Raw genomic sequence first — 12,416 nt, 5'->3', positions numbered from 1 at the left:
GCAGGGTTATTCTTCCGCAAGATAGTATCCCATACCGGTTTTGGTATGTAGTAACTTCTGTTCAAAGTCTTTATCTATCTTCTTGCGGAGGAAATTCATGTATACTTCAATGACGTTGGTACCGGTATCAAAATCAATGTCCCAGACCTTTTCGGCAATGGTCAGCTTGGAAATGACTTTACCCTTATGCAAGGCGAGGAAGTCCAGCAGCTGGTATTCTTTGGCGGTGAGGGCAATTTTTTTGCCGCCACGGGTTACTTCTTTTTTCTCACGGTCTATTTCCAGGTCGGCAATGGTGATCTTGTACTGTGTACTGTGTGGGGCTTCAGATCCGGCGCGTTTCAGGAATACACGGATACGTGCCAGCAGTTCCCGGAAATCAAAGGGTTTTACCAGATAGTCGTCGGCTCCCAGTTCAAATGCCTGCATTTTATCTTCCACACCTCCCAGTGCGGTGAGCATGATCACCGGTACACGGTTGTTTTTACGGCGGATGACTTCGCAGAGTTCGTATCCGTTGTTATGGGGCAGGTTGAGGTCCAGAATGACGAGGTCGTAGTGATTACTGGCAGCAAGGCTTTTCCCCATCCGCCCGTCGTATGCTACTTCCACATCAAAACCATTTTCTTCCAGCCCCTTTTTAACGGCGTTGGCTACTTTGACTTCATCTTCCACCACCAGTATTTTTTGCATAAAGGGAGATTTTATGATCCTTACGAATGATGAATTACGAATGGTGATCAATTCGTAATTCATCATTCGTAATGGATTTAGCTTACCAGGTTGGCTTCCAGGTGCATGATTTTCTCGAATAATTGTTCGTACTGTTCGTTGGCTCTCTCGAGGAATTTCAATACTTCCTGGTATTCGCTTTCTACCTGGGCAAATTTAGTTCTGTCATTATAGGTGCCTGGGTTGCCCAAGGAGGCTTCCAGGTTGGCTTTACGTTCTTTGAGGCTGGCCAGTTGCCCTTCTACCTGTGAAAACTGTTTCTGCTGTTTTTGCAGTTCCCGCTGTACATCCTTATTGATGGCGCCTTTGGTGGCGGGAGCGGGGGTACTGGCTTCAGGCGCCTGTTTGTTTTCTTTTTTACTTTCGCTGGCGGCAGGGGCTTTCACCTGAGCCTGCTGTGCCTGCGCTTGTGCGGCCATTCTTTTTTTCCACTCTTCGTATTCGGTGTAGGTGCCTTTAAATTCCTTGATTTCCCCGTCAACGATTTCCCAGATCTTATTAGCGGTCTGGCTTACAAAATAACGGTCGTGCGATACGAGTACCAGGCTGCCTTCGTATTTGGCGAGGGAATCAATCAGCATCTGCACGGAGTTCATGTCCAGGTGGTTGGTAGGCTCATCGAGCATGAGGAAGTTGGCCTGGCTGATGATGGTCTTGGCCAGGGCTACCCTTGCTTTTTCACCTCCGGAGAGGATACGGATCTTTTTAAATACGTCATCGCCGGTGAAGAGGAAGCAGCCCAGAAGCTGGCGTAATTCCAGCTCTGTACGGCCGGAGCCGAAGTTTTTCAGCTCGTCCAGGATCTCACTGCTCAGGTCCAGCGATTCCAGCTGATGCTGGGCATAGAAGCTGGTGACTACGTTATGGCCCGGAACCCGTTCTCCTTCCATGGCTTCCATACCCGCTATGATACGCAGGAGGGTGGATTTACCCTTACCGTTGGCACCTATCAGGGCAATTTTGTCGCCTCTGTTGATTTCGGCGCTGGTATTTTTTAATATCTGAATATCACCATAGTTTTTGCTGATATTATTCAGCGTACACAGGATCTTGCCCGGTGTTTTGTCTACGGTGAAGTTCATCTTGATTTTAGAAGGACCATTGTCTACCTGTTCCACACGTTCCAGTTTATCAAGCCTTTTGGCGATACTCTGTGCCTGTGCGGCTTTGGAGGCTTTTGCTTTAAAACGCTCGATAAAGCGTTCCTGCTGACGGATGTAGTCCTGCTGGTTTTCGTAAGCCCTTTGCTGCATTTCGCGGCGCAGTTCTTTCTCCACTTCATAGTCGGCATAGGATCCTGCGTAGTGGTGCAGTTCCTGCTGGTATACTTCCACGATTTTGTTCACCATACGGTCCAGGAAATAACGGTCATGCGATACGATGATCACGGCGCCATTATAGCCTACCAGATAACGTTCCAGCCATTCGATGGATGGAAGGTCGAGGTGGTTCGTGGGCTCGTCAAGCATAAGCACATCGGGCTGCTGCAGGATCAGGCGGGCCAGGAGAACGCGCATGCGCCATCCACCAGAAAACTCGCTATAGGGGCGGTCCAGGTCGGCGGTGGTAAAACCAAGGCCTTCCAACACCTGAGCGGTTTTGTGCTTCATGTTGTAACCGTCCAGCGCCTCAAATTCATGAAGGGCATCACTGAACTGATGCAGCAATTCCTCTGTCTGGTCATGTTCCAGCTCTTTGGTGAGCCTTTCGATTTCCTTCTCCAGTTCCAGCGCTTTGCCGAAAGCCATCATACCTACGGTGAGGATCGACTCCTGTGTTTCAAAGCTGAGCAGGTCCTGGTTGAAGAACCCAATCGTCAGGTTCTTACTTTTATTGACGCTTCCTTTGGAAATGGAATATTCGCCGTTGATAATACGCAGCAGGGTTGACTTGCCAGTTCCATTCAGTCCGATAAGGCCAACGCGATCACCCGGCTCAATATGCCAGGAAGAATTTTCCAGGATAACCCTGGATCCAAACTCAAAAGTAATGTCCTGTAATGCGATTAACATAGAATCAAAAATTGTATAAAAACGTGCAAAGGTAACCAGAACTTATATCATTTTAATGTTTAGCTGTTTTTTGTATAATTTATATGCATTACTGGTTGTTTAATAATTAATTAGAAATTAAAAAGATTTAATGGAGATTAAGATTTTAACATTTTCTGCCTGATTTTCAGTCCGCTTATTATTACTACTTTTGCTGGGCGATGCTATCGCCTTAAAATGCTACCATCTATGAACTTTAGCGTACGTGTTCCCATAGGGACCTTTTTGATAGCAGCTGCTTTGTATGGATGTCAGCAGGCTGCCCCGAAAACGACAGAAGAAGCAGCTACTGCACCTGCAGCAGCTTTGCAGGCGCCATATAGCCAGGTGTATTACGACTCCTTGCAGCTGGCGATGCACTCCTATTATCAGCTGGCAGATGCCCTGGTAAAAGCAGACAGCGTGGCGGCCAACAATGCGGCGGCAGTCTTGAAACAACATATGGACAGTTTACCGGTTCAAAGCCTGCAGATGGATAGTTCCCATTTAGGCATCATTACCGGCACCACCGGCAGCATCAGTGCTGAACTGGCCGGCTTTGAAGGCGAAACAGGTCTGGAGGGTAAACGTGCCTCTTTCCAGATGGTGTCTGATATGTTATTCGACCTGGTTAAGAATACAGGGCTGAAAGGAAAAACCGTTTACCATCAGTATTGCCCCATGGCATTCGATGACAAAGGCGCCTACTGGCTCAGTGAGAAACCTGAAATCCTCAATCCTTACTTCGGAAAGAAGATGCTGCATTGCGGCGAAACAAAAGATACTTTAAGTTATCAGTAATTACTTGAAAGGTAAATCGTAAATTACTGTCTATTGTCCTGGCCAAACCCCGGAACAATAGACAGTACTATGAAGATTGTCTGTAATGCGGTTACTTTCCTGATGATCCTTATTGCCTGCGTGTCTGTACAGGCGCAGCGCTATACCCTTAGTGGGTATGTAAAAGATAGTACCAACGGCGAATTCCTCCCAGGAGCCACTATTCAGGTAAAAGATGCCGGTACTGGCGTACAAACCAACAACTACGGCTTTTACTCTCTTACACTGCCTGCGGGCACCTATACAATAATTTATTCTTTTGTTGGCTATGAAAGCAAAGCCTTTATCTTCAACCTGAGCAGCAATACCGTCCGGAACATGGAAATGCTGCCACATTCCTATGTGGCCCAGGAGGTGGTGATTACCGGGCAGCAGCAACATGCGAATGTAAAAAGTACAGACATGGGACGTATTGAAATGACAGCTGTTGATGTAAAGAAGCTGCCGGCACTGATGGGAGAGGTGGATGTGCTGAAAGCGCTGCAGCTAATGCCTGGTGTACAGGCTGCAGGAGAAGGGAATGCTGGTTTTTATGTACGCGGTGGCGGACCCGATCAGAACCTGATCCTGCTGGACGAAGCCCCTGTTTATAACACCGGCCATCTGTTCGGTTTTTTCTCCGTCTTTAATGCAGATGCCATCAAAAATACAACGCTGATCAAAGGCGGTATGCCCGCCAACTATGGCGGACGGCTCTCTTCTGTAGTTGATATTGCCATGAAGGAAGGTAACAATAAAACTTTCCAGGGAGAAGGAGGGATAGGCCTCATTGCCTCGCGGCTGTCACTCCAGGGACCTCTCAAAAAAAACAAAGCCTCCTTCATCATCTCCGGCCGTCGTACCTATATTGACCTTATCACCAAACCCTTTATCAAAAACACTTCCTATAGCGGTTCCGGTTATTATTTCTATGACCTTAATATGAAAATGAACTATATCCTTTCCGATAAAGACCGTCTGTTCCTGAGCGGTTATCTGGGAAGGGATGTCTTCAGTTTCTCCAGTTCCAACCGCCGTTTTGAAGTGAAGATCCCCTGGGGCAACAGTACTGCTACTTTACGCTGGAACCATGTGTTCAACAGCAAGCTGTTTGCCAATACGTCCCTGATTTATAATGACTATAAATTTCAGTTCAGCGCCCTGCAAAATAATTTTGATATAAGGTTGTCTTCCGGTATCCGTGATGCAAATGCCAAGCTGGATCTGGATTATTTTTTAAGCACCCGGCATCATGTCCGGTTTGGCGGAAACTATATCTACCATGTGTTTACACCCAGTACGGTGAGTGGGGGACAGGACTCTACCAAATTCAGTCCGGAGAATGCGTTTAAGAAATATGCCCATGAAATAGGTGTTTATCTGATGGATGACTGGGAAATATCCCCTCGTTTGCAACTCAATGCAGGTGTGCGTTATAGCGGTTTTATGCAGATTGGGCCCTATATACGTTATGCCAGGGATGCTTCCGGCAGGCCGATAGACAGTATAAAATATGCAAGTGGCCAGCCGGTCAGGAGTTATGGGGGCCTCGAACCGCGTATTATCCTGCGGTATGCCTGGAATGATCATAGCTCTGTAAAGGCATCCGTGACGCGTAATTACCAGTTTATACACCTGGTCTCCAATGCCGGTACTACGTTGCCTACAGACGTGTGGGTGCCCAGTACTTACCTGGTAAAACCCCAGCTATCATGGCAGTATTCAGCTGGCTATTTCCGCAACTTTAAGGAAAATATTTATGAGACCTCTCTGGAAGTCTATTACAAAGATATGAGTAATCAGATCGAGTACCGGGAAGGATATACGCCTTCGCTGACCGATCCGGAGCTGGACTTTGTTTTCGGCAAGGGGCAGGCCTATGGTGCGGAACTTTTTATCAACAAGAAAAAGGGGAGGCTTACGGGCTGGCTGGGATATACGCTGGCCTGGACCTGGCGGGAGTTCCCACAGTTGAACAACGGAAAACGGTATCCGGCCAAATACGACCGTCGTCATGATCTGGTGGCTGTAGCTACCTGGGAACTGAACAAGCGCTGGAGTTTGTCGGGTGTGTTTATTTATGGGACAGGTAATACTACCACATTACCGGAACGCTTTTATTTCATGGAAGGTACGCTGATACAAGGTTACGGGAATATCAATTCATATCGTATGGCTTCCTACAACCGGTTGGATTTGTCGGCTATCTATACACCGAAGCCTAAAAAAGAAAAGAGACGGATTAAGAGTAGCTGGACCTTCTCTATATACAACGTGTACAGCCGGAAGAATCCCTATTTTATTTATTTTGATCAGGAGGGAGGTGTTGCTGATGGGTCTTTGACGGTAAAAGCCAAGCAGGTGTCATTGTTTCCGATCATCCCTTCTGTAACGTATAATTTCAGATTTTAATGAAAATAGGTGAAGGAGGGGCTATTTTTTAAATGCCATAAGAAGCCCGAGAATGCCGGAGAGGATGATAACGGCTTTTACCACTCCTATGATTTTGATGAATTTGTTGAGGTCTTTGTAATTGGCGTCGATCTTGTTGTTCAAGTTATTGTTTAAACCATCCATCTTGTTGTTCATATTATCCATCTTGTCGAATACCTCTTTAAAATCGGATTTTATTTCTGCTCTCAAATCTTTCATTTCTTTTACGAATGCATCTTTGGTGACTAGTGTTTGCTCTATTTGGATTTTGAGTTGTTCCACTTTGTTGTCCACCTCCTTTAGTTCCGCTTTGGTGGCCATGGTTTCTTTGATCTCCCGGATGCTGTTTTCCATTCTTACTTCCAATAGTTGTAGCTCCGCCTTGGTGGCCAGGGTACTTAGCTTTTCGTCATAGTGGGAACAGATAGTGGTGTCCAGTTCATTGACGAGTTCCATAGCTTTATCATCACTGAGATGTAGGTCAAGCCTGAATATGTCATAAATTTTTAGACTGTTAGCGAACATAAATTTTGATTTGGTTTAAACAAAGTGTTCTTTAAAAAGTCCCATTTAGCTTGCTTTGCCATTTTCTCCAGCTCATCCAGCTTTCCTTAAAATGGTAGTTGATAGGATCAAACTTGCGCCATTCCCAGTTTTCCATCTTCGATAAATCGGCTTCCACCTTATTGATCCTTTCCTTTAGCAGCTTTCACTGGAAGTTTAATGTATTAAATTCATTATCATATGATTTTATGATTTGATTTGCACATGATGAATATTTTTGAATGATATGACAAAGGTATCCCGGGTCATTGATCATCCCAATTTTTTGCACAGTATTTTTTTTGCATTTCTTTTTGGGAAGAAGAGGAGATGAAAGGAGTGGTAGCTGTTTAGTGCGTTTGTAGTAGCGGGTTCTATCGTTTTTTGGACTCATTGGTAATCCAGGAAAAAACGGTGAGTTTTTTCTCCTGTTATCGTCATTGTGCAATAACGATTTTGTCAGGTTTTTGAGAATTCGCCGATCAGCCGTTTTTTAAAGTGAGGCAAATTTGTTATATTTGTTTACTTGTTAACTTTCAGGACTGATACCCCACCGCCGTACAGATAATTATTTTTAAAATCCTGTAATTCAATGGCGGACTAAGCAAAAGCTAACAAACTATTTCTTAACTTCGCAAACATTTTATAAAGGAAATATAGCGCATATAAAAAAGTATGACGCTAATAGTAAAACGTATGATAAATATCACTTTTCCGGATGGCGCAGTTCGTCAGTATGAATCGGGAGCAACTGCATTGGACATTGCCAAATCCATCAGCGAAGGATTGGCACGTAAAGTATTGGCAGCAAAAGTTAATGGGCAGGTAGTAGATGCTACACGCCCGATTACAACGGATGCAACGTTGCAGCTCTTGACGTGGACGGATACAGATGGTAAATCTACCATGTGGCACTCCTCTGCGCACCTGATGGCCGAAGCCCTGGAAGCATTGTATCCTGGTGTGAAACTGGGGTATGGTCCTTCTATTGAAAACGGGTTTTACTACGATATTGATCTGGGCGACCGCACCATTTCCGACGATGACCTGAAGACGATCGAAGCTAAAATGGTAGAGCTGTCTAAAAAGAACAGCGAATACATACGCAAGGATGTAAGCAAGGCAGACGCACTGGCCTATTTCACCGATAAAGGAGATCCCTATAAGGTGGAAACCATCAATGAACTGCCTGATGGAAGCATCACATTTTATACACAGGGAGGCTTTACAGACCTCTGCCGCGGACCACACATCCCTAATACCGGCTTTATTAAATCAATCAAGCTGACCAGCATTGCTGGTGCTTACTGGAGGGGTAGCGAGAAAAACAAAATGCTCACCCGCATCTACGGTATTACCTTCCCTAACCAGAAAGAGCTGGATGAATACCTGGCACTGATTGAGGAAGCGAAAAAACGTGACCACCGTAAGTTGGGCAAGGAACTGGAACTGTTCACCTTCTCTGAAAAAGTAGGTCTCGGTCTTCCTATGTGGCTCCCTAAAGGTGCTATGCTGCGTGAAAGACTGCAGCGTTTCCTGCAGGAAGCTCAGCTTGCCAGCGGTTATCTGCCGGTAGTAACACCGCATATCGGTAACAAAAATCTGTACGTGACTTCCGGTCACTACGAGAAATACGGTAAAGACAGTTTTCAGCCTATCCATACACCGGAAGAAGGTGAGGAGTTTATGCTGAAACCAATGAACTGTCCGCACCACTGCGAACTGTACAAGAGCTCGCCCAAGTCCTACAAAGATCTTCCTGTGCGTTTTGCCGAGTTTGGTACCGTGTACCGCTACGAACAGCATGGTGAACTCCACGGTCTTACCCGTGTAAGAGGATTTACTCAGGACGATGCTCACCTGTTCTGCCGCCCGGATCAGGTAAAAGAAGAGTTCCAGAAGGTGATCGACCTGGTAATGTATGTGTTCAACAGCCTCAGCTTTACTGATTACACCGCACAGATATCTCTGCGTGATCAGGAAGACCGCAGCAAGTACATCGGTTCTGAAGAGAACTGGAACCTTGCAGAGCAGGCCATCATCGAGTCTGCCGCTGAAAAAGGACTGAAGACAGTGATCGAATACGGTGAAGCTGCCTTCTATGGTCCCAAACTCGACTTCATGGTGAAAGATGCCCTGGGCCGTAAATGGCAGCTGGGTACCATTCAGGTAGACTATAACCTGCCCGAACGTTTTGAACTGGAATACATCGGTGCAGATAACATGCGGCACCGCCCGGTAATGATCCACCGTGCACCGTTTGGCTCACTGGAGAGATTCATCGCTGTTCTCATAGAACACTGTGGTGGTAAATTCCCACTCTGGCTGGCACCTACCCAGGTGAAAATCCTGCCCATCAGTGAGAAGACACAGGCCTATGCAGAAAAAGTGGCAGAATTGCTAAAAAAAGCGGAAATTCGCGCAGAGATTGACGATAGGAGTGAAAAAATAGGTAAGAAAATCCGCGATACAGAACTGGCTAAAATCCCTTACATGCTGGTCCTCGGTGAAAAAGAAGCTACTGATAATACAGTGGCAGTACGCCGTCAGGCTAAAGGGGACCTCGGAACCATGACCCTGGAACAATTCATCGCAACGGTGAATGAAGAAGTCATCAACCGCAAGCCAATTGAGTAAGCAATTTCAAATGTGGAAAAAAAGTATATAAAACAATGAACATTCCTTGAATCAGGTATGTTAATTGCACTGAAATTTCCCCTTACTTTTGTATATGTTGTCTCTGGTCCATGCGTGTAATGTGGACCATGGACTTTGGACAATTAATTAATAAATTTTAATTTTTTTAATGCAACAAAAACCCAGACCAAATTTTGGCGGTAATAATAGGGGTAAAAACCCAAATTTCCGCAGGGAACAACAACAAGAACACCGGACCAACAGGATGATACGCGTTCCTGAGGTCAGACTGGTAGGTGAGAATGTGGAGGTGGGCGTCTACAGGACCGAGGATGCGTTGCGTATGGCCGAAGAACAAGGCCTGGACCTCGTTGAAATTTCTCCAAACGCAGTACCCCCTGTTTGTCGCATCATCGACTACAATAAATTCCTCTACGAAAAGAAGAAGAAGGAAAAAGAAATGAAGGCTAAGGCGCATAAAAGCGAGGTGAAAGAAATCCGCTTTACGCCTAACACCGACGATCATGACTTCGACTTTAAAGCTAAACATGCTGAAAGCTTCCTGAAAGAAGGTAACAAGGTGAAAACCTATGTACAGTTCAAAGGCCGTGCGATCATGTTTAAGGAGCGTGGAGAATTGATCCTGCTGAAGTTTGCCGAAAGGCTGGCTGAGGTAGGTGGCCTCGAAAGCATGCCCACCATGGAAGGTAAGCGTATGATCGCCATCTTCGCCCCGAAAGGAGCCAAGAAGAAAGAAAAAGAACCAAAAGAGCCGAGGGAGCCAAGAGAACCAAGGGAACCAAGGGAACCGCGTGCTACTGAAAGCAAACCTGAAGAAAAGGCTTAAGCTTAACTGGCATCTTTAACTTATACAGGCGGCATCAACAAGTAGCTTATACTTGTTGTGCCGCCTTTTTGTTTGTCAAAGAGAGCTCATCACTTTCCTTGCCCTTGAACGAATACCGGGCGAAGGATCGTGTTCTAACAGATCCTCCAATACCACCCGGATCTCGTTTTTAATATCCGGATATGCTTTGGCCAGATTGGCCAGCACCGTCATAGAGAAGGCTTTGATAGCAATCATTTCTTTAGGGTCTTCTATATAATGAAAACAGGCATTCATCACCTCTCCATGCAGTTCGGGAGGTAGATTCATATCCTGCATTACCCTCAGCACATTACGCTTCACCGCAGAAGGCAGTCCCGGCATATCCATCCGGCTGACCATATCCCGTAAATGGGGCTCCAGTAAGGAAGGATGCTGGTCTGCTACAATACTGATAATCCAGGCGCTCCGCTGTACTACCCGGTACTCATCTTCCAGAAAGAGTTTCATCAACTGGGCAAAACGCTGGGCATCCTGCCCAATCCAGCCCGCGATATAGAGAGAATGTTCTTTATTATGCGCTGTCAGTATTTTTTTGCGTAAATCCATAGACAGCAATATAAAATTATTCTTCCAGTTGCCCATAGGCCAGCAGATAACGCAACATTTTGTCCCGCATACGTTCCAGGTCTGTTGCTGCTACCGGCATATCAGGATCCTTCCCCATATCATCCCATATCCTCAGTTGTATATACTGTTCAAACAAAGGGTCTGCCCTGAACACCATGGCCTCGGATTCCGTCATCGGGCCACCCTGGTACTGTAATGTTTCCTTGCTCGCCTCGGAGAGGGTTTCATAGTAGGCACTGTCTGTCCAGGTCAGGTATCTTTTGGCTGCCACATGGCTGGCCACCAGCTGACCCATTCTCGCCGGAAAACCACAGGATACCAGATAACGATAACCGATAGTGTCGTGGGCCCTGGCTCCGTAAATGTCCATCTGCCCGCCTGTTTCAAAAAAATGGCCAATATCATGTAAAAAAGCCGCCAGTATCATCTCATCATCAAAGCCTGTCTGTTCCGCTATCAGCGCCGATTGCATCATATGCATCAACATGGTCACCTGCTCTCCGTAAGCATGATGGCCATGCTGCTCATACAACCCGAAGAGCTCGTCCACAATAGCGGTAGCCCGGATTTCTCTATTTGTCATTTTCGTTTATAGGTTTACGTTAGGATTTAAATTGTTATGAGGAACGGGATATGCCTATTAAGATCGGAAAATTTCTGTTGAAGGGTGTTACCGGAATATTAATTTTCAAGACCAGATACCACTCCCGTTTTCAGAATAACCTTACCTTTGCGGTTTATCATACACTCAATCTGAATCCTTGCTTAGAAGAGAATTACGCGTCATCCTGGTGTCGCTTATCGTTAGTTTTATCTTAACGGTGGCCAAATTCGTAGCTTTTTACATGACCCACTCCGTAGCCATCCTCTCTGATGCAATGGAGTCTATCATCAACGTAGTCGCCGGTGGTTTTGCCTGCTACAGTATTTACCTCTCCGGCAAGCCCAAAGATGCCAATCACCCTTATGGACATGGTAAGGTGGAATTTTTCTCCATCGGCTTCGAAGGTGCCATGATCTTTTTTGCGGGTATGCTCATCCTTTTTAAAGCGGTGCAGTATTTCATCAGCCCGAAAGAGTTGCATAGCATGGAAAGCGGCTTATGGCTGCTGGGAGCTACCACTGTTGCCAACCTGTTACTGGGACTGTACCTGATCCGCGCTGGCAGGCAACTGGGCTCCATTACCATCAGCGGTAATGGTCAGCATATCATGACAGACGTATACAGCAGCACAGGGCTGATAGTTGCCCTGAGTGTAATTCACTATACCGGCTGGAACTGGCTGGACCCTGCAGTTTCCGTGCTAATGAGTATACTGATTCTGACTAAAGGTTACCAGCTGATGCGCCGTTCTATCTCCGGCCTCATGGACGAAACAGATATGAAAGTGGTGGACAAGGTGATTGCTATCCTGTCGTCTCACCGGGTGCCTAACTGGATAGACGTTCATAATATGAGAGTGCAACAATACGGCAACAACTACCATATCGATTGCCATATTACCATGCCTTATTACCTGAGTCTTAATGAAGCGCATGATGAAGTGAAAAAGGTGGAAGTACTGGTCAATAAAGAGTTTGAAGAGGGAGAAGTAGAATTTTTTATTCATATGGATCCCTGTATTCCTTCCTGCTGCCACTATTGCCTGAAGGATGCATGCCCGGTAAGACAACACGCTTTCACCGGAGAAATTACCTGGACAAGAGATAACGTGCTGCCCAACAGAAAACACGGGTAGGCCGGTATCTTTTTTAGATAAAATAGA

General features: G+C 46.0%; 10 protein-coding genes. 5 read left to right on the top strand and 5 right to left on the bottom strand.

What is annotated here, in order from left to right; genetic code table 11:
- Positions 1-6: 6 nt before the first annotated feature.
- The gene (locus DF182_RS31035; protein ID WP_113619805.1) at positions 7-693 is read right to left on the bottom strand and encodes a response regulator transcription factor; all 687 of its coding nucleotides are present in this window, start codon (positions 691-693) and stop codon (positions 7-9) included.
- Between the two features lie 77 nt (positions 694-770).
- On the bottom strand, positions 771-2,744 hold the full coding sequence (locus DF182_RS31030) for an ABC-F family ATP-binding cassette domain-containing protein (protein WP_113619804.1): 1,974 nt from the start codon (positions 2,742-2,744) through the stop codon (positions 771-773).
- 228 nt (positions 2,745-2,972) lie between these two features.
- Between DF182_RS31030 and DF182_RS31025 the strand changes: the two genes are divergently transcribed.
- Together DF182_RS31025 and DF182_RS31020 are read left to right on the top strand one after the other, a co-directional pair.
- Positions 2,973-3,563 carry a DUF3347 domain-containing protein gene (locus DF182_RS31025; protein WP_161964333.1) on the top strand — a complete coding sequence of 197 codons (591 nt, stop codon included), beginning with the start codon at positions 2,973-2,975 and terminating at the stop codon, positions 3,561-3,563.
- A 69-nt stretch (positions 3,564-3,632) separates the two neighbouring features.
- Complete coding sequence (locus DF182_RS31020; RefSeq protein WP_113619802.1) at positions 3,633-5,993, top strand: TonB-dependent receptor; 2,361 nt, start codon at positions 3,633-3,635, stop codon at positions 5,991-5,993.
- A 21-nt stretch (positions 5,994-6,014) separates the two neighbouring features.
- Here the strand turns inward: DF182_RS31020 and DF182_RS31015 are convergent, their stop codons facing one another.
- Positions 6,015-6,539 carry a hypothetical protein gene (locus DF182_RS31015; protein WP_113619801.1) on the bottom strand — a complete coding sequence of 175 codons (525 nt, stop codon included), beginning with the start codon at positions 6,537-6,539 and terminating at the stop codon, positions 6,015-6,017.
- Between the two features lie 693 nt (positions 6,540-7,232).
- Here DF182_RS31015 and thrS point away from each other — a divergent pair.
- Complete coding sequence (gene thrS / locus DF182_RS31010; RefSeq protein ID WP_245957654.1) at positions 7,233-9,194, top strand: threonine--tRNA ligase; 1,962 nt, start codon at positions 7,233-7,235, stop codon at positions 9,192-9,194.
- A gap of 169 nt (positions 9,195-9,363) precedes the next feature.
- Positions 9,364-10,041, top strand: a complete 678-nt coding sequence (gene infC / locus DF182_RS31005; protein WP_113619799.1) for a translation initiation factor IF-3 — start codon at positions 9,364-9,366, stop codon at positions 10,039-10,041.
- 75 nt (positions 10,042-10,116) lie between these two features.
- Here infC and DF182_RS31000 read toward each other — a convergent pair whose 3' ends face one another.
- Together DF182_RS31000 and DF182_RS30995 are read right to left on the bottom strand one after the other, a co-directional pair.
- On the bottom strand, positions 10,117-10,629 hold the full coding sequence (locus DF182_RS31000) for a hypothetical protein (RefSeq protein ID WP_147243607.1): 513 nt from the start codon (positions 10,627-10,629) through the stop codon (positions 10,117-10,119).
- A 16-nt stretch (positions 10,630-10,645) separates the two neighbouring features.
- Positions 10,646-11,233: an HD domain-containing protein gene (locus DF182_RS30995; RefSeq protein WP_113619797.1), complete on the bottom strand. Its 588-nt coding sequence runs from the start codon at positions 11,231-11,233 to the stop codon at positions 10,646-10,648.
- A gap of 178 nt (positions 11,234-11,411) precedes the next feature.
- Between DF182_RS30995 and DF182_RS30990 the strand changes: the two genes are divergently transcribed.
- Complete coding sequence (locus tag DF182_RS30990) at positions 11,412-12,389, top strand: cation diffusion facilitator family transporter (RefSeq protein WP_113619796.1); 978 nt, start codon at positions 11,412-11,414, stop codon at positions 12,387-12,389.
- Positions 12,390-12,416: the final 27 nt, after the last annotated feature.

Source organism: Chitinophaga flava, from assembly GCF_003308995.1.
GTDB classification, from domain to species: Bacteria; Bacteroidota; Bacteroidia; order Chitinophagales; family Chitinophagaceae; genus Chitinophaga; species Chitinophaga flava.
This window is presented reverse-complemented; position numbering and strand designations above follow the sequence as displayed.

What these genes read in the sequence shown, in the direction of transcription:
- DF182_RS31035 (WP_113619805.1), bottom strand. Translation starts at nt 693, where the DNA reads ATGCAAAAAATACTGGTGGTGGAAGATGAAGTCAAAGTAGCCAACGCC.
- DF182_RS30995 (WP_113619797.1), bottom strand. Translation starts at nt 11,233, where the DNA reads ATGACAAATAGAGAAATCCGGGCTACCGCTATTGTGGACGAGCTCTTC.
- DF182_RS31015 (WP_113619801.1), bottom strand. Translation starts at nt 6,539, where the DNA reads ATGTTCGCTAACAGTCTAAAAATTTATGACATATTCAGGCTTGACCTA.
- DF182_RS31025 (WP_161964333.1), top strand. Translation starts at nt 2,973, where the DNA reads ATGAACTTTAGCGTACGTGTTCCCATAGGGACCTTTTTGATAGCAGCT.
- DF182_RS31020 (WP_113619802.1), top strand. Translation starts at nt 3,633, where the DNA reads ATGAAGATTGTCTGTAATGCGGTTACTTTCCTGATGATCCTTATTGCC.
- thrS (WP_245957654.1), top strand. Translation starts at nt 7,233, where the DNA reads ATGACGCTAATAGTAAAACGTATGATAAATATCACTTTTCCGGATGGC.
- DF182_RS31030 (WP_113619804.1), bottom strand. Translation starts at nt 2,744, where the DNA reads ATGTTAATCGCATTACAGGACATTACTTTTGAGTTTGGATCCAGGGTT.
- DF182_RS31000 (WP_147243607.1), bottom strand. Translation starts at nt 10,629, where the DNA reads ATGGATTTACGCAAAAAAATACTGACAGCGCATAATAAAGAACATTCT.
- infC (WP_113619799.1), top strand. Translation starts at nt 9,364, where the DNA reads ATGCAACAAAAACCCAGACCAAATTTTGGCGGTAATAATAGGGGTAAA.